We start from the raw sequence: 15,980 nt of genomic DNA on the forward strand, positions 1-15,980 counted from the left end.
AGCGACTACTCGGCCCCTCGCCCCAGCAGCCGATCCGTCTCGCGCCGTTCACGTTTGGTCGGCCGCCCAGATCCCCGATCCCGGCGCGGCATCGCCGCGAGAATCTCCTTCGGCGGCGGAGCGGGGCTGCGGTCGATCAAGCATTGCGCGGCGATGGGAGCACCGACCCGCTTGGTAATGACCCGCGAAACGATAACAATCCGCTCGATACCCCCGGCCCGAATCCGAACCTCGTCACCGGGTTTGACCGGCTGCGCGGGCTTCGCTGTCGAACCGTTGACGCGCACGTGTCCGCCTCGACAGGCCTCCGCCGCAGCGGATCTCGTTTTGAACAACCGAACCGCCCAAGTCCAGGAGTCCACTCGGGCCTGACTGAGTTCGGAAGCGGTCACCCGCTATACGATACGACGCGCGGTGACGACCTGGTTGGGGTGCAGCGAGGTGTAGGTGACGGGCTCACCGGACTGAACCGCGTTGAGCAGCTTGCCATCACCGGCGTAGATGCCGACGTGTCCGCCGCCGTTGGTGACGACGATATCGCCGGGCTGCAGGTCCTGGAAGGCGATCGGCCTGCCGACATGCGACTGTTCGAAGCTGGTGCGGGGTAGCTCGATGCCCGCCTGGCGGTACGCCCACTGGACGAGGCCGGAGCAGTCGAAGTTGTAGGGGCCCGCGGCACCCCAGGAGTACATGGCGCCGACCTTGGTCTTGGCGGCGTCCAGCGCGACATGGCCGGGAGAGTTGTCCCACGGGTTCGGAATGGCGTCGAAGCCCTGGGCGCCCGGGATCTGCATCTGCTGCGGGAGTGCGGGCGGCGGTGAGTTGAGCGTGTCGTTGAGCTGCTTGACCTGCTGCTCGAATTCCGGTGGCACCGGAAGGTCGAAGCTGCCCATGCCAGGCACGTTGATGGTCGCGGCCAAGGCCGGAATCGCGGGGAAGGCTCCCGTCGTCACGGCCGCTGCGCCCATAACAAGGGCGCCCTTCACGGAATTCGGAACCCGAGATTCCCGTTGCAAGCTGTGCTTACCCACCGAGCTGCATCTCCGATCTTGCTGCTCACCCGCCGACCGGAGCGTTCGGCGACCTGAAAAAGGCCGCACGGAACACACCTTGGACAAACCGAGGTTCCCGGTACGACAGCCGGAATGTGTTGTCCGAGCTGCCGTTTAAGCGGTGACCTAGTGGCGTCGCCTCACTTATGAGGCGGCTGCCCTCCACTAAGTCACGAGAAGATTACGATGCCGCAGCGATGTTGTCCAGCGCACAGCGTCGGGCTTTAAGCGGGGCTTCAACAGGCGGGGCAAACCTGCAGTACGCGGGCGGTGAGCCCGCGACACGCCGGTGGGTAACGACGCGATCTCGTTACCGTTATCGAACCGAGAACGACGGCCGTTACACCGATTTGGGCGATTTGGTCTATTCCGCACCGTTGCTCCGCCGGTTGCGGTCGGCGAGCGCCTTCTCCAATTCGGCGATGCGCCGCCGCGCGTCGGCCAGCCCGACCTCCAGCTGGCCGAGCGCCATCACCAGCGGGCCGACCGCGAGATCGGCGACCAGCTGTGGATCGTCGAAGCCCTGCTCGATGGCGACCAGGATGTTGGACCGGATCCGGCCCGCGACCGTCGCTCCGGCCGGAACGTTCCAGGATTCCACCACTTCGGCGGAGGTGCTTGGGGTGAAGTCGTCGGACATGCCGCTCCGTTCCTGAACCGGACACAACGCGAAACCGCAACCAGCGTAGAGAGTTATACGCCGACGGCAATAGTGTGAATACAACATTCCGCGACAGGAACCTAAGGTCATCTAGAACACGCCGTAGATCGCCCCATAAAGGGCTCGACCGACGCGCTACGGTGTTAGGGCATGGACCCCGTGCGGAATCCGTATGCTCCCGGAGCCGGACAGCGCCCGCCCGAACTCGCCGGGCGCGACAAGCAACTCAACGCCTTCGATGTCGTCCTGGAGCGCATCGCCCGCGGTCGCCCGGAACGCAGCGTCATGCTCACCGGTTTGCGCGGTGTCGGAAAAACGGTGCTGCTCAACCAACTTCGCTCCGCGGCCATCTCGCGCGGCTGGGGCACCGGCAAGATCGAGGCCAGGCCGGACCAGGAGTTGCGCCGCCCGCTGTCCTCGGCGCTGCACATGTCCGCGCGGGCCATCGCGACCGCGCACCGCAATTCGGAGCGGGTCGACGATTTCCTCGGCATACTCAAGGCTTTCGCGTTGCGCGCCACCGCGGACAAGGGCATGCGCGAGCGCTGGCAGCCGGGTATCGACGTCCCCGCGGTCACCGGTCGCGCCGATTCGGGGGATATCGAGATCGACCTGATCGAGCTGCTGAAGGAGGCCGCGGGCCTGGCCAGCGATATCGGGGTCGGCATCGCCATCTTCATCGACGAGATGCAGGATCTCGGTCCGGCGGATATTTCCGCGATCTGCGGCGCCTGTCACGAATTGAGCCAGGACGCAGCGCCTTTGATCGTGGTGGGCGCCGGCCTGCCGCATCTGCCCGCGGTGCTCTCGGCCTCCAAGAGCTATTCGGAACGCCTGTTCAGCTACCACCGCATCGATCGGCTGGACCGCGAATCCGCGGATCAGGCGCTGATCGCCCCGGCACAGCGCGAGGAGGTGAAGTTCACCGACGCGGCGCTGGACGCGCTGTACCGCAAGGCCGATGGCTATCCGTACTTCGTGCAGGCCTACGGCAAGGCGGCCTGGGATCAGGCGCCCGAAAGCCCGATCACCGCACAGGATGTCGAGGTGGCCGCGCCCGCGGCGGAGGAGGAACTGGCGGTCGGTTTCTTCGGCTCCCGCTATGAGCGAGCTACGCCCGCCGAGCGAGAATATATGCGCGCCATGGCCGATTTGTCCGGTGATGACGGCCCGGTGGCCACCTCGGCGGTGGCCAGCGAACTCGGCCGCAAGCCCGCATCGCTGTCGCCGGCCAGGGACGGCCTGATCAAGAAGGGTCTGATCTATTCGGCCGAGCGCGGCACCATCGGTTTCACGGTTCCGCACTTCGGGCGTTATCTGCGCAGCGTTTCGTAGCCGCGAATTCGCCTGTCTATCAAGATCATTAGAGATTGATAGAAATCCGTCGACCTGCGGGCCTACCGACGGGTAACAAAACTTCCTACACTCGAATGTGATTCTGATCACCTCCGAGGAGGACATCATGGCGACCAGCGCGAAAGTCGACGCCACCGAAGAACAGGCCCGGGCACTAGTCGAGGAATCTCGCGAAACCAGCTGGGCCAAACCATCTTTCGCCAAGGAGATGTTCCTCGGACGGTTCCGGCTCGACCTGATCCACCCGTATCCGCAACCCGATGCGGAGGACGCCGCGCGCACCGAGGCCTACCTGGCCAAGCTGCGTCCCTTCTGCGAAACCATCGACGCAAGCGTGATCGAGGCGGAGGGGCGCATACCGGCGGAGTACGTCAAGGGGCTGGCCGAACTCGGCTGCTTCGGCCTGAAGATTCCGAAAGAATATGGGGGACAGGGGCTTTCCCAGGTCGGCTACAACCGCTCACTGATGCTCGTCGGCTCGGCGCATCCGAGCCTCGGCGTGCTGCTTTCCGCGCACCAGTCCATCGGCGTCCCGGAACCGCTGAAGCTGGCGGGCACCCCCGAGCAGAAGGCCGAATTCCTGCCCCGGTGCGCGGCGGGCGCGATCAGCGCCTTCCTGCTCACCGAACCCGACGTCGGCTCCGATCCGGCCCGAATGGCAAGCACCGCAACGCCTACCGAGGACGGCGAGGCGTATCTGCTCAACGGCGTGAAGCTGTGGACCACCAATGGCGTTGTCGCGGAGCTGCTCGTCGTGATGGCCAGGGTGCCGAAGAGCGAGGGCCATCGCGGCGGCATCTCCGCCTTCGTCGTCGAGGCGGATACGCCGGGAATCACGGTGGAGCGCCGGAATTCGTTCATGGGGCTGCGCGGTATCGAGAACGGCGTCACCAGGATGTACGACGTGCGCGTCCCGAAGGGCAACCTGATCGGTCGTGAGGGCGACGGCCTCAAGATCGCGCTCACCACCCTGAACGCGGGCAGGCTCGCCATTCCGGCGCTGTGCACCGCCGCCGCCAAGTGGTCGCTGAAGATCGCCAGGGAGTGGAGTTCGCAACGCGTGCAATGGGGTCGGCCGGTCGGCGAGCACGGCGCGGTCGGCGAGAAGATCTCCTTCATCGCCGCGACCACCTACGCACTCGAAGCGGCCCTTGATCTTTCGGCGACCATGTGCGACGAGGGACGCAACGATATCCGCATCGAGGCGGCGCTGGCGAAACTGTGGGCCTCCGAGATGAGCAGCCGGATCGCCGACGAGCTGGTGCAGATCCGCGGCGGCCGCGGCTATGAGACCGCCGCCTCGCTGCGGGCCCGCGGCGAACGTGCGGTCGCCGCCGAACAATTGGTGCGCGATCTGCGGATCAACCGCATCTTCGAGGGTTCCAGCGAGATCATGCGACTGCTGATCGCCCGCGAAATGGCCGATGCGCACATGTCGGCGGCGGGTGCGCTGGTCGACCGCAATGCCGAGTTCAAGGACAAGGCCAAGGCGGCGGTCGGTGCGGGCGGCTTCTATGCGAAATGGTTCCCGCAGTTGACCGTCGGCGCGGGCACGGTGCCCGGTCCCTATTCCGAATTCGGCTCGCTGGCAAGGCATTTGCGCTTCGTCGAACGCGGCTCGCGCAAGCAGGCCCGATCGCTGGTGTACGGAATGGCGCGCTGGCAGGCCGGATTGGAGTACCGGCAGGGCTTCCTCGGCCGCATCGTCGATATCGGCGCCGAACTCTTCGCGATGGCGGCGGCCTGCGTGCGCGCGCAGGCGTTGCGCGCCGCGGGCGCCGCCGAGGCCGCGGCCGCCGAGGAACTCGCCGACGCCTTCTGCAGGCAGTCCCGGATCCGGGTGCGCGCGCTGTTCGACGCGCTGTGGGAGAACACCGACGATGACGATCGCGCGCTCACCCGCAATGTCCTCGACGGCCGGTACCAGTGGCTGGAGGGCGGCGTGCTGGATCCGAGCGAGGGCACCGGACCGTGGATCGCCGAATGGCAGATGGGTCCGTCGACCGAGGAGAACCTGCTGCGTCCGTTCCTGCCGTCCACCCGGGTGGGCGGCTGAGGCTGGTCATGACCGGCGCCGCCGACGTCGTGCCGGGCCGGGGACGTCGGCGGTAACGGTCTGTCACCAAATATCGGATGAGCTAGCAAATTCGCTATATATACGCAGACTTCGGTCGCATCACTCGATAGCGGAATCTAGACATATCTAGGAGATCTGCTCGATCGCCCGATACTTCGGCATCGAGGCGGCCTTCGATGGTCTTCTAGAAAAATCTAGTCTATTGCCTAGACTTCAGTAGATTCTCCTGACAACCCGCGCAGGTCGATTCGCCGCGTCGGTTGGACAACTTGTCCATAACGGCAGGTGTGGGCGGTTAACGCACCGGAAATCATCTTCGACAACCGGGCAAGAGCGCTCCGTCAGCCAGGAGAACGTCATGTCCTCGCCCATCGCCCGCCGCGCCGCCGATTTCGACGGCCACCGCAGCACGGTGTCGGCCGATGACGGTGTCCCGATCTCGGTACGCACCTTCGGCGCCACCGACGCATCCCGCACCGTCGTCTTCGTACACGGCCACTGCCTGCGCACCGAATCCTGGACCTTCCTGCGCGATCAACTGCTGCGCCAGTGGGGCGACGACACCAGGATGGTCTTCTACGACCACCGCGGGCACGGCGAATCCGGTGTCGCGCACCCGTCCACGTACACCATCGACCAACTGGCGGGCGACCTGGACACCGTGCTGCGCGCGATCGCGCCCACCGGACCGATCATCTTGGTCGGCCATTCCATGGGCGCGATGGTCGTGCTCGCATACGCCCGGCTGTTCCCGGCCGCGGTCGGCACCCGCATCGCCGGTGTCGCGCTGATCGCGGGCGCCGCGAACGGGCTCACCGAGGTCGGCCTCGGCCGCTTCCTGAACCGCTACGCGGTGCATTCGCTGCAGCTCGCGGTGACCAGGGCGCCGCGCGTGATGCAGGCGTCGAAACGGTTGTCCCGCAAGATCTTCGAGCCGATCATGCGGGAGGCCACCTTCGGCACCCGCAAGGTGAGCCCGCGGATGATCGCGGTGGCGACGGCCATGCTGAACGAGACGCCGCTGCTCACCATGTCCAGCTTCCTCGCATCGCTGCGCGCCTTCGACGAGACCGCGACGCTGCACCGGCTCGGCGCCATCCCGGCGCTGGTGCTGGCCGGATCCGCCGACATCGTCGTGCCGTTCGCGCATTCGGTGGTGCTGGCCTCGCAGCTGACGGGCGCGGAACTGGTGCGGATCGAGGGCGCCGGGCACAGCGTGATCCTGGAGCGCGCCGAGGAGGTGGCGCTGTCCATCGTCGCGCTCGTCGACCGGGCGTTGACGACGCTGGCCGGTCCGGAGTACGCGGCCGCCGGTTGAGCGCTCGCCGGTTGCCGGGTGACCGGGTGGTCATTCCTACCAAAAGGAAGGTTCAGGCTGCGGCAACTTTCAGGCGAACCGCCAGAATCGCGGTCCCGACGAGCCATTTCGGTATTTGTTCTGTACTGTGTTGTAGATCACGATGTGCGGTGCGTCACTCGACTTGGCAGCGCCCGGGTCCTGGCAGACCATGGAACCAGCGCTACCACCGAAGTTCGCGTGCCCCACCGAGGAACACTGGAGGTATCGATGACACGCAGCGAACTCGCCGAACTCCGCTACGCGGTCGGCCAGCTCCGGCAATCCATCGGCGCACTGCGCACCCACTACGGCGACGCCAACACCGTGCGCCGACTGGAGAACGATCTCGAACGGCTCGTCATAGACGCCGACGAGTTCGAGCAGTCGCCGCCACCGGTGGTCACCCGGCGCGCGCAGGACACCATCTACGTGCCCGACAGCAAATCCGATGAGACGGATTGGCTCGGGGCGCAGGACGAGGGCCTGGGATTCCACTCGCGGCCGCGCACCAAGTAGGGCGCGTCCAGGCCGCGCCGGAGGTCGGCGCGGCCGAATAGTCTTCCCAACCCTAGGGACAGTAGTTCTTGGGGCAATCAATTCGGTTGCGGTACACATAGCCTTTTGAGCGTTTATGTACTGCAACCGAAGGGGTTTCGATGAGAAGGGCGATCGCCGCCACCGGGCGAGTCGCGGCCGCCGGGCTCTCCGGTCTGGCCTTCGTAGCAGTTATCGGCTCCGGCGCCGCTCAGGCCGCACCACAGGACTGCGCCGTCCAGCGTGACATTTTCAGCGCGTCCGCGATCTGCCAGCCCGACGGGGGCTCGAACTACGTGCTGCACGTCGACTGCGTCGGCGTCTACGCCTCCGGGCCGTTCCCGCTGTACGGCATCGGGTCCTACTACAACCTCACCTACCCCTTCACGCCGACGGGTCAGCGCACCTCGATCGGCTGCACGGGTACCGGTCCCGGCGTCGTCGGCGTGGTGACCAACGCCTACGTGGAGATCTACCGCGGCTGATCCATCGCCTGCGGCACAACAATTTTCGTCGCACATTCGCCAGCGGCCACGATATCGGCACCCGATGTCGTGGCCGCTGGTCGTTTGCGGCCCCGCGATCGTTGAAAAGTCCTGCGGCTCAACAGTTATCCCGCGTATCCCGGCATTCGCCGAAACAACCCGCAGCCCGTAGCGGATAGCGAACCTTTTGGTCGAAACCGAATAATTTGCGGTCGGTTCACCACAACGCACCGATCGGTGCCGAATGTCCGAATGTGGCGCAAATCACGGGCATTCCGGCGGGTCAGGTTTGCCGGGACCCTGCTTACGCCATCACCGGGGTGTCGTATGGTGCTCAGCATCACATTCGACTGCGGAGGTAATGATGACCAACCGCACATCAGATCAGCGAGGCATCCACCCGTGAGCGAGCGCAGCGAGCGAACCATGAACACAGCGCCCTCGGCGGTCACGACGGAGCCGAGCGCCAGCGAGGTGCAGTCGTGAGTGCCGCACCGACTATCTCGGAAACGGGAACCGGAGTATTCAGCAGGACAAGGGCCCGGATCGGCGAACGCACGCTGCGCACCGACCGATGGTGGGTGCCACCGCTCGCCACGGTCGTCGGGCTGGCCGCGTTCATCATCTACGCGACCGTCAGAGCCTATGTGCGAGCGGATTATTGGGACGAGCGCTACCACTACCTGACACCGTTCTATTCACCGTGTGTCAGCACCGATTGCGCGACGGGTTCCACCCATTTCGGCGCCTGGTTCGGGCATATCCCGGCCATCCTGCCGCTGGGTTTCATGGTGCTGCCGTTCCTGCTCGGTTTCCGATTGACCTGCTACTACTACCGCAAGGCCTACTACCGCTCGGTGTGGTTCTCCCCGCCGGCCTGCGCGGTCGCCGAACCGCACGCCAAGTACACCGGCGAGACCAGGCTGCCGCTGATCATCCAGAACGTGCACCGCTATTTCTTCTATGTGGCGGTGATCGTTTCACTCGTCAACACCTGGGACGCGATCTACGCCTTCCACGGTCCGAAGGGCGGATTCGGCTTCGGCCTCGGCAACATCATCATCTTGATCAACGTGATCCTGCTCTGGGCGTACACGCTGTCCTGCCATTCCTGCAGGCATATCGCGGGCGGCAGGCTCAAGCACTTCTCCGCCCATCCGGTGCGCTACTGGTTCTGGACTCAGGTTTCCAAGCTCAACACCCGGCATATGCAGTTGGCCTGGACCACCCTCGGCACCCTCGTGCTCACCGACTTCTACGTGATGTTGGTTGCCGGAAAGCACATTTCGGACCTGCGGTTCATCAACTGACCGCCCACAAACTTCAGGAGTATTCGCTGCCATGCCAGAAGTGGAACGGCACAAGTACGACGTCGTCGTGATCGGGGCCGGCGGCGCCGGTCTGCGCGCGGTGATCGAGGCCAGGGAACACGGACTTTCCGTCGCGGTGGTGTGCAAATCGCTGTTCGGTAAGGCACACACCGTGATGGCCGAGGGCGGCTGCGCCGCCTCGATGGGCAATGCCAACGAAAAGGACAGTTGGCAAACCCATTTCAAGGACACCATGCGCGGCGGCAAATTCCTCAACAACTGGCGCATGGCCGAACTGCATGCGCAGGAGGCGCCGGACCGGGTGTGGGAGCTGGAAACCTATGGGGCGCTGTTCGATCGGACGGCCGACGGCCGGATCAGCCAGCGCAACTTCGGCGGCCACACCTATCCGCGGCTCGCACACGTCGGCGACCGCACCGGCCTGGAGATCATCCGCACCATGCAGCAGAAGATCGTCTCGCTGCAGCAGGAGGATCACGCGGAGACCGGCGATTACGAGTCGCGCATCAAGGTTTTCGCCGAATGCACCATCACCGAACTGCTCAAGGACGGCGACCGGATCTCCGGCGCGTTCGGCTACTGGCGGGAATCGGGCCGGTTCGTGCTGTTCGAGTCGCCCGCAATCGTTTTGGCGACCGGCGGCATCGGCAAGTCGTACAAGGTGACCTCCAATTCCTGGGAGTACACCGGCGACGGTCACGCGCTCGCGCTGCGGGCCGGGGCGACGCTGATCAACATGGAGTTCCTGCAGTTCCATCCGACCGGCATGGTGTGGCCGCCCAGCGTGAAGGGCATCCTGGTCACCGAGGGTGTGCGCGGTGACGGCGGGGTGCTGAAGAACTCCGAGGGCAAGCGGTTCATGTTCGACTACATCCCCGCGGTGTTCAAGGGTCAGTACGCGGAGACCGAGGCCGAGGCCGATCAGTGGCTGAAGGATAACGATTCCGCGCGCCGCACCCCGGATCTGCTGCCCCGCGACGAGGTGGCGCGGGCGATCAACTCGGAGGTGAAGGCCGGGCGCGGCACCGAACACGGTGGCGTATTCCTGGATATCGCCTCCCGGCTGCCCGCCGAGGAGATCCGGCGGCGGCTGCCCTCGATGCACCATCAGTTCAAAGAGCTTGCCGACGTCGACATTACGAAGGAGCCGATGGAGGTCGGCCCCACCTGCCACTACGTGATGGGCGGTATCGAGGTGAATCCGGATACCGGAGCCGCCACGGTGCCGGGGCTTTTCGCGGCGGGCGAATGTTCCGGCGGTATGCACGGGTCGAATCGCCTTGGTGGAAACTCGCTTTCGGATCTGCTCGTCTTCGGTAGACGTGCGGGGCTCGGCGCGGCGACCTATGTGGAGCAGCTGTCCGAGCGCCCGACGGTGTCCGATGCCGATATCGATGCGGCCGCGAAATCCGCTGTCGCACCGTTCGATCCGCCGAGTGTCGGATCCGGCGAGAATCCCTACACCCTGCACACCGATCTGCAGCAGGCGATGAACGATCTGGTCGGCATCATCCGCAAGGAGCACGAACTGCAGCAGGCCGTCGAGAAGCTCACCGAGCTGCGCAGCCGCTTCGCCACCGTGACGGTCGAGGGGCACCGGCAGTTCAACCCCGGCTGGCATCTCGCCCTCGATCTGCGAAATATGTTGCTGGTCAGCGAATGTGTCGCGCAGGCGGCCCTGCTGCGGACGGAGAGCCGCGGCGGGCACACCCGCGACGATCATCCGTCCATGGATGCCGACTGGCGCAACAAGCTGCTGGTGTGCTCGATCGATCCGGCGACCGCGAAGAATCCGGTACCCGATGTGCGGGTGGTCCCGCAGGACCAGGTGCCGATGCGCGAAGACCTGCTCGCCCTGTTCGACCTGGGCGAGCTCGAAAAGTATTACACCCCCGCCGAACTCGCCGGACATCCGGCCAGCTCCGGCGCGGCCACGGAAGGTGAGGCGTGACAATGGGTTACGACGCCAAATTCCGCGTATGGCGCGGCGACCTGGACGGCGGCGCGCTGCAGGATTACACGGTGCAGGTGAACGAGGGCGAGGTGGTCCTCGACGTCATCCATCGCCTACAGGCGACCCAGACCCCCGATCTGGCGGTGCGCTGGAATTGCAAAGCGGGCAAATGCGGTTCGTGTTCGGCCGAGGTGAACGGGCGACCGCGGCTGCTCTGCATGACCCGCATGTCCACCTTCACCCAGGACGAGCTGATCACGGTGACGCCGATGCGCACCTTCCCGGTGATCAAGGACCTGGTGACCGACGTATCCTTCAACTACGAAAAGGCAAGGGAGATACCGTCGTTCACGCCGTCGCCGGATCTCAAACCCGGTGACTACCGGATGCGGCAGGTCGATGTGGAGCGCTCGCAGGAGTTCCGCAAGTGCATCGAATGCTTCCTGTGCCAGAACACCTGTCACGTGGTGCGCGACCATGAGGACAATAAGCACGCGTTCGCGGGGCCGAGGTACCTCATGCGGATCGCCGAGTTGGAGATGCATCCGCTCGATGTGGCCGACCGGCGCCAGCAGGCCCAGGAGCAGCACGGGCTCGGCTACTGCAATATCACCAAGTGCTGCACCGAGGTGTGCCCGGAACACATCAAGATCACCGACAATGCCCTGATCCCGCTGAAGGAGCGGGTGGTGGACCGCCAGTACGACCCGGTGGTCTGGTTGGGTAACAAGCTGTTCCGCCGCTGAATCGCTGGACGCAACCGGCCGAGGCGAACTCGGCCGGTTGTTTCGGCGCACCCGGGTTCACATAAGCGCCACGACGCCGACCGCGACCGCCCACACCAGGAGGCCGACGAACAGCGCCGACAGATACGAACCGGTGAGGATGAAGATCCCGACCGCCGACACCGCGAAAAGCAGCGTGACGATCAACCATTCAACCCAATCGCCCGGCCGCAATTTCCGATACCGGGCGTTGGAATTCTTCAGCCCACGGTCCACAAAAGGTGGTCTACCCGGCAATCAGGACAGTCAAACGCGATTCCGTTGCCGAATGTGTTCCATTTTGTAACAACCCGCGCAAGATCGCGCAGCCGATCCGGCACGTGGCCCGGGCCCGACGCACCGCCGGACCCGGCCGCAGTCCTACTTGCCGGGACGGTCGAACTCACCGTCCTGTACGCCCGCGATGAACGCGGCCCACTCGCCCGGCGTGAAGATCAGCGCTGGTCCGTCCGGATTCTTCCCGTCCCGTAGGCCGACGTGACCGTCCGCGAGCATGGCCACCTCGACGCTGTCCTTACCGGCCCCATCGCCCGCCCGCTGCCACACGGCATTGGTCAGGTCGACAGCGGCGCCCTTGTTGACACTCATACCGTGGTGCTCCTCAGATCGCGCCACCGGCGACGGCAGCGGTGAACGTATCCCACTCTCCTCTGTCGAACACTAGCGCCGGCCCGGCGGGGTTCTTGCTATCGCGCACTCCGACGCGATCGCCGGAGAGGAACGCGACCTCCACACAGTCCTTGGAGGCTCCGCTGCGTGTGCTCTTGAACCAATTTGCCTGGGCCAGTTCACTGTTCATGCAACATACTCCTTCGCCAGCTGCCGGAGCAGATGTCTGCTCTCCTGAATATCCAACGCACAGCGCCGCAGGCACTCGTGCGCCAGATGGTAACGCCGGACATCGGCCAGCCTCTCCAGGTAGAGATCCCCGGTGAAGCCCTCGACATAGACCACCGGTGGCTCTACAGGCTGCCCTTTGCTGTCTGTCCCGAAACACAGGACGGTGAACGGTCCGGTCGAATCCCCGAGGGGTATACCGGCCGCGAACGGCAGGATACGCAAAGTGATGTTGGGCCTGGTGCTCAAATCGGCGAGATGGCGTAGCTGCGCCGCCATCACCTTCACGCCACCCACTACCCGCCGCAATACCGATTCATCAAGCACCACATCGACATTCGCGGGCGAGGCCTTGCGGGTGATCAGTGACTGCCGCTGCATCCGCAGCTGCACCCTGCGCTCCACCTCGGGCTCGGACTCCTCCGGCTTGCCGAGCCGGATCAGCGCCCGCGCGTAATCGGCGGTCTGCAACTGGCCGAGCACGAGTTCGGACTGGTAGGCGGTGAGCTGCTTGGCCGAGGCCTCCAAACCCACGTAGACGTCGAAGTTTTCCGGAATCAGGTCACCGTAGGCGTGCCACCAGCTCTTCACCGCCGCCTGCAGCGCAAGGCCTTTCAGCCCATCGGTGACCGGCTCGGGTATGCCGTAGATGCGGCACAACTCCTGCACGTCGATGGTGCGGATGCGGTCCGCCTGACCCTTCTCCAGCCGCTGCAAAGTGCTCGCGCCCCACTCCATCAGGCGCGACGCCTCGGCGATGGTGAGTCCGGCCTGGGTGCGCCAGTCGCGTAGATACCTGCCGAGCTGTCTGCGCGGCAGCGTCGATGACGCGCTATCGTCGCCCTCGTCGTCCGAATTCTTCGCCGCTTTCGCCGATCTCGGTGACACAGCCCGCTCCGTTCTGTGTTGTTCGCGTCCGCCGCGCGGGATCGCCGCGCCGAGGACGCCGATGGGTCGGATCCGACCCGAGCGCGCACGGGGCCACCACAAGCTCGGTTCCCCGTGACTTCGCTTGGGCTCAGGGCAATTCAGTGACAGTGCACGTCGAGAGCAACGGCCGCTCCCTCGTCCACTATGGAGAATGTTCCTCCCCCCGATGGATTTCGTGCTGGGAATTCGCGCCAAAAGTTTGGATATCCACCAAGGGCGCCTTTCGGTCCGCGACGCGATGGTGTGCTGTGCGTGTGCCCGGCGCCGAGCGGACGGAACGGCTGCCGCACGGCGAAATGTCCGGGCCCGCTTCAGGTATCGCACGCAGGAACGAGGAGTCATGGCTGTACACGTCATAGGGTCGTCGTTGATGACCAGCGATCTTTCCCCCCATCAAGCCCGCAGTGTCGGGCAGGAAAGCTGGGTGGTTTCCTATCTCCCCGGGCGCACGCTAACCGGCGCACAGGCCGTCGCCGCCATGCAGGTAGCCGATGTGGTGCCGCCGCTGGTCGCGGCGGTCGGCGCCTTCGCCGACGACGTCGGGCTCACCACGCTGGAGGCCGTTGGCATGGTGGTCTGGCAGGCGCCGTGGGCGGGCCGATGCAATTGATCAGTGTGCGTGAGCCGGTGGTGGCGCTGCTGGCGTGTGGCCGGGATCCGGGGGAGATGACGACCCAACAGGCCCATGCCGCAATGCAATTGCACATCGACTGCACCGTCGATCGATGCCGGGTGCGGCGCCGGGCGCGCACCACCCTGGTCGAGGCGGGCAAATGCGTGCTCGACGAGCGCGCGCTACCGTATCCGCCGCGATGACCTCCTCAGTGCCAGGTGTGGTCGGTGAGCGGGGTGCGTGGGCCGAATTTCGGTTTGTGCGCGTGGCCACTGACCTCGAGCAGCCGCACGGCCCGATAGCGGTGTGGCCGTAGCGGTTCCAGATACTCGACCATCTCGTCATCGTCGATGGGGTGGCCGAGCAGGGTCCAGCCGATGATGTCGGCCAGGTGGTAGTCACCCACCGAGAGCGCGTCGGCGTCGCCGTAGGCGCGCTGGGCGATCTCGGCGGCGGTCCACACCCCGATGCCCGGCACGCCGCACAGGCGCCGGGCCGCCTCGGCCGGAGCCAGATCCGCGGTTTTCTCCAGCGAGCTCGCGATCCGCGCCGCCCGGACAATGGTCTGGGCCCGCTGCGGTCCGACATTCGCGCGGTGATACGTCCAGGACGGAATGCGGCGCCAGGTCTCGGCGTCCGGCGGCAGCAGCAGGCCGTCGGGCGCCGGGCCCGGTGCCGGAGTGCCGAACTGGCGCACCAGTTTTCGCCACGAGGCCCGGGCGGATACGGTGTGCACCTTCTGTTCCAGCACGGCCGGGACCAGCGCCTCGAACACCAGACCGGTGCGCAGCATGCGCAGGCCGGGAAAGCGGCGGTTGGCGTCGACGAGCTTGGGATGCACCGGGGCGAAACCGGATACGTCCTCGTCGAGACACAGCATGTGATCCAACCGGTCCAGGAATTCGGCGGCGCCCGCACCCCAGGCCGCGGCGTCGATCGTTCGCCGATCCTGCTGCCGCAGGCGATAGGTGACCGGGCCGGTCGGCATTCGCGAGGCGTGCCAGTGCGCGCCGTCGCCGGTCACCCGATGGCATGGATCGCCGGTGCCACGGCCGAGCGGGGCCACGGTCGCGGCGAGATCGATCGGGCGGTCCGCGGTGATGCGGCGACGCATCGGCTCGGATATCCGGTGACCGACGGGGTGGGTAAGCACCGTGACATTCTGCCGGGCCGCGCGTGAAACGCCGCACAGATTGACCGCTATGTCAGCACGTTTTAGTATTCGTGCCAAATGTGCAGCACGAAATTGGAGATTATCGTGGCTGGAAGCGCGAAAGAGCAGGTCTGCCCGGTATGCGGTCGCCCGCTACCCGCACCGGCAGATCGCGGACGCAAGCGGCAATATTGCAGCGCAACCTGCCGTAGCGCGGCGCGGCGGCAGCGCGACCGCACGGAATCGAACCCGGCACACCAGACCAATCCCGTAAATGATGGCTTGACAGTCGATGCTCGTAAAGCTCATATTTACGACGTGGTCACGAATCCGACTTCGCCGCTGACTCGGGTGGCGAGTGCGCGGGACACCGCCCGCAGCGCCGACGAGGCACTGCGCGCCGCGGTGGACCGGGCACGGGATGCGGGCCACACCTGGCAGGAGATCGGCGAGGTGCTCGGCACCACCAGGCAGGCCGCATTCCAGCGGTTCGGCAGGCATATCGATCCGGCGACCGGGGCGGTCATGCCGAGGGAATCCACCCGAACCGACCTCGTCGAACACGCGGTGGCGCTGCTCGGCGCGTGGCGCGAGGGCCGGTGGGCGGAGGTCCGCAGGGATTTCGACGACACCGCGCTGCGCGAGATCACCGAGGACCGGCTCGCGGACGCCTGGGCGACGGTCGTCGGACTGGTCGGCCGGTACGAGGGAATGGGCGCGCCGTTCACCAGACGCACGGGCGCGCACATCATGGCTTACGTACCAATGCAATTCGAGGGCGGGGAGATGACAGGGCGAGTGTTCTACGACGAGAACGCCAAGGTCACCGGGCTGTTCATCAGACCTCCCGAGGCCGTATAGCCGCCGCCAGGA

At 65.6% G+C, this 15,980-nt stretch carries 19 protein-coding genes and 1 pseudogene; 12 read left to right on the plus strand and 8 right to left on the minus strand.

Translation table 11 applies throughout. The features are described from left to right. Positions 1-5: 5 nt before the first annotated feature. The 3 genes from F5544_RS45260 to F5544_RS45270 all read right to left on the minus strand — a co-directional run bounded on the left by F5544_RS45260 (position 6) and on the right by F5544_RS45270 (position 1,692). Positions 6-392 (minus strand): RNA-binding S4 domain-containing protein, encoded by a 387-nt coding sequence (locus F5544_RS45260; protein WP_167478800.1) that lies wholly within the window; start codon positions 390-392, stop codon positions 6-8. 3 nt (positions 393-395) lie between these two features. Beyond that, complete coding sequence (locus F5544_RS45265; RefSeq protein ID WP_167478801.1) at positions 396-968, minus strand: C40 family peptidase; 573 nt, start codon at positions 966-968, stop codon at positions 396-398. Positions 969-1,416: 448 nt separating this feature from the next. Beyond that, the gene (locus F5544_RS45270) at positions 1,417-1,692 is read right to left on the minus strand and encodes a hypothetical protein (protein ID WP_167478802.1); all 276 of its coding nucleotides are present in this window, start codon (positions 1,690-1,692) and stop codon (positions 1,417-1,419) included. 171 nt (positions 1,693-1,863) lie between these two features. Here F5544_RS45270 and F5544_RS45275 point away from each other — a divergent pair, with 171 nt between their 5' ends. The 8 genes from F5544_RS45275 to F5544_RS45310 all read left to right on the plus strand — a co-directional run bounded on the left by F5544_RS45275 (position 1,864) and on the right by F5544_RS45310 (position 11,535). Further along, positions 1,864-3,048, plus strand: coding sequence for an AAA family ATPase (locus F5544_RS45275; protein WP_167478803.1), 1,185 nt, complete (start codon positions 1,864-1,866; stop codon positions 3,046-3,048). Between the two features lie 127 nt (positions 3,049-3,175). Then, the gene (locus F5544_RS45280; protein WP_167478804.1) at positions 3,176-5,125 is read left to right on the plus strand and encodes an acyl-CoA dehydrogenase family protein; all 1,950 of its coding nucleotides are present in this window, start codon (positions 3,176-3,178) and stop codon (positions 5,123-5,125) included. Positions 5,126-5,504: 379 nt separating this feature from the next. Then, on the plus strand, positions 5,505-6,464 hold the full coding sequence (locus F5544_RS45285) for an alpha/beta fold hydrolase (RefSeq protein WP_167478805.1): 960 nt from the start codon (positions 5,505-5,507) through the stop codon (positions 6,462-6,464). Between the two features lie 249 nt (positions 6,465-6,713). Next, positions 6,714-7,001 carry a hypothetical protein gene (locus tag F5544_RS45290; RefSeq protein ID WP_167478806.1) on the plus strand — a complete coding sequence of 96 codons (288 nt, stop codon included), beginning with the start codon at positions 6,714-6,716 and terminating at the stop codon, positions 6,999-7,001. A gap of 140 nt (positions 7,002-7,141) precedes the next feature. Then, on the plus strand, positions 7,142-7,504 hold the full coding sequence (locus F5544_RS45295) for a hypothetical protein (RefSeq protein WP_167478807.1): 363 nt from the start codon (positions 7,142-7,144) through the stop codon (positions 7,502-7,504). Positions 7,505-8,004: 500 nt separating this feature from the next. Next, a complete protein-coding gene (locus tag F5544_RS45300) occupies positions 8,005-8,814 on the plus strand; it encodes a hypothetical protein (protein ID WP_428847209.1) in 810 nt (269 codons plus the stop codon). Between the two features lie 31 nt (positions 8,815-8,845). After that, positions 8,846-10,786, plus strand: coding sequence for a fumarate reductase/succinate dehydrogenase flavoprotein subunit (locus F5544_RS45305; RefSeq protein ID WP_167478809.1), 1,941 nt, complete (start codon positions 8,846-8,848; stop codon positions 10,784-10,786). A gap of 2 nt (positions 10,787-10,788) precedes the next feature. After that, positions 10,789-11,535, plus strand: coding sequence for a succinate dehydrogenase/fumarate reductase iron-sulfur subunit (locus F5544_RS45310; protein ID WP_167479961.1), 747 nt, complete (start codon positions 10,789-10,791; stop codon positions 11,533-11,535). 57 nt (positions 11,536-11,592) lie between these two features. On the opposite strand, the gene F5544_RS45315 is transcribed toward F5544_RS45310, so the two are convergent. From F5544_RS45315 to F5544_RS45330, 4 genes are all read right to left on the minus strand, one after another. Continuing rightward, positions 11,593-11,790, minus strand: a complete 198-nt coding sequence (locus tag F5544_RS45315; RefSeq protein ID WP_167478810.1) for a hypothetical protein — start codon at positions 11,788-11,790, stop codon at positions 11,593-11,595. A gap of 144 nt (positions 11,791-11,934) precedes the next feature. Next, entirely contained in the window at positions 11,935-12,162 is a 228-nt protein-coding gene (locus F5544_RS45320) for a DUF397 domain-containing protein (protein WP_167478811.1), read from the minus strand. 13 nt (positions 12,163-12,175) lie between these two features. Continuing rightward, the gene (locus tag F5544_RS45325) at positions 12,176-12,373 is read right to left on the minus strand and encodes a DUF397 domain-containing protein (protein ID WP_167478812.1); all 198 of its coding nucleotides are present in this window, start codon (positions 12,371-12,373) and stop codon (positions 12,176-12,178) included. Next, positions 12,370-13,299, minus strand: a complete 930-nt coding sequence (locus F5544_RS45330; protein ID WP_167478813.1) for a helix-turn-helix domain-containing protein — start codon at positions 13,297-13,299, stop codon at positions 12,370-12,372. Before F5544_RS45330 ends, F5544_RS45325 begins: the two co-directional genes overlap by 4 nt. A 412-nt stretch (positions 13,300-13,711) precedes the next feature. On the opposite strand from F5544_RS45330, the gene F5544_RS45335 reads away from it, so the two are divergent. Next, entirely contained in the window at positions 13,712-13,951 is a 240-nt protein-coding gene (locus F5544_RS45335) for a hypothetical protein (RefSeq protein WP_342760406.1), read from the plus strand. Beyond that, entirely contained in the window at positions 13,942-14,157 is a 216-nt protein-coding gene (locus F5544_RS45340; protein ID WP_167478815.1) for a hypothetical protein, read from the plus strand. The genes F5544_RS45335 and F5544_RS45340 overlap by 10 nt, the downstream gene beginning before the upstream one ends. A gap of 5 nt (positions 14,158-14,162) precedes the next feature. Here F5544_RS45340 and F5544_RS45345 read toward each other — a convergent pair whose 3' ends face one another. Beyond that, positions 14,163-15,068: a DNA-3-methyladenine glycosylase family protein gene (locus F5544_RS45345; protein WP_167479962.1), complete on the minus strand. Its 906-nt coding sequence runs from the start codon at positions 15,066-15,068 to the stop codon at positions 14,163-14,165. Between the two features lie 426 nt (positions 15,069-15,494). On the opposite strand from F5544_RS45345, the pseudogene F5544_RS47740 reads away from it, so the two are divergent. Together F5544_RS47740 and F5544_RS47745 are read left to right on the plus strand one after the other, a co-directional pair. Then, positions 15,495-15,608, plus strand: a pseudogene (locus tag F5544_RS47740) (DUF3887 domain-containing protein); the annotation flags it as partial. Positions 15,609-15,632: 24 nt separating this feature from the next. After that, positions 15,633-15,968, plus strand: a complete 336-nt coding sequence (locus tag F5544_RS47745; protein ID WP_255663632.1) for a DUF3887 domain-containing protein — start codon at positions 15,633-15,635, stop codon at positions 15,966-15,968. Positions 15,969-15,980: the final 12 nt, after the last annotated feature.

The organism is Nocardia arthritidis, assembly GCF_011801145.1.
In the GTDB taxonomy this organism is placed as follows: Bacteria; Actinomycetota; Actinomycetes; order Mycobacteriales; family Mycobacteriaceae; genus Nocardia; species Nocardia arthritidis_A.

Coding starts and splice junctions, on each gene's coding strand:
- F5544_RS45340 (WP_167478815.1), top strand. CDS start 13,942: ATGCAATTGATCAGTGTGCGTGAGCCGGTGGTGGCGCTGCTGGCGTGT.
- F5544_RS47745 (WP_255663632.1), top strand. CDS start 15,633: ATGCCGAGGGAATCCACCCGAACCGACCTCGTCGAACACGCGGTGGCG.
- F5544_RS45325 (WP_167478812.1), bottom strand. CDS start 12,373: ATGAACAGTGAACTGGCCCAGGCAAATTGGTTCAAGAGCACACGCAGC.
- F5544_RS45265 (WP_167478801.1), bottom strand. CDS start 968: ATGGGCGCAGCGGCCGTGACGACGGGAGCCTTCCCCGCGATTCCGGCC.
- F5544_RS45335 (WP_342760406.1), top strand. CDS start 13,712: ATGACCAGCGATCTTTCCCCCCATCAAGCCCGCAGTGTCGGGCAGGAA.
- F5544_RS45320 (WP_167478811.1), bottom strand. CDS start 12,162: ATGAGTGTCAACAAGGGCGCCGCTGTCGACCTGACCAATGCCGTGTGG.
- F5544_RS45345 (WP_167479962.1), bottom strand. CDS start 15,068: ATGCGTCGCCGCATCACCGCGGACCGCCCGATCGATCTCGCCGCGACC.
- F5544_RS45295 (WP_167478807.1), top strand. CDS start 7,142: ATGAGAAGGGCGATCGCCGCCACCGGGCGAGTCGCGGCCGCCGGGCTC.
- F5544_RS45275 (WP_167478803.1), top strand. CDS start 1,864: ATGGACCCCGTGCGGAATCCGTATGCTCCCGGAGCCGGACAGCGCCCG.
- F5544_RS45290 (WP_167478806.1), top strand. CDS start 6,714: ATGACACGCAGCGAACTCGCCGAACTCCGCTACGCGGTCGGCCAGCTC.
- F5544_RS45285 (WP_167478805.1), top strand. CDS start 5,505: ATGTCCTCGCCCATCGCCCGCCGCGCCGCCGATTTCGACGGCCACCGC.
- F5544_RS45310 (WP_167479961.1), top strand. CDS start 10,789: ATGGGTTACGACGCCAAATTCCGCGTATGGCGCGGCGACCTGGACGGC.
- F5544_RS45270 (WP_167478802.1), bottom strand. CDS start 1,692: ATGTCCGACGACTTCACCCCAAGCACCTCCGCCGAAGTGGTGGAATCC.
- F5544_RS45305 (WP_167478809.1), top strand. CDS start 8,846: ATGCCAGAAGTGGAACGGCACAAGTACGACGTCGTCGTGATCGGGGCC.
- F5544_RS45280 (WP_167478804.1), top strand. CDS start 3,176: ATGGCGACCAGCGCGAAAGTCGACGCCACCGAAGAACAGGCCCGGGCA.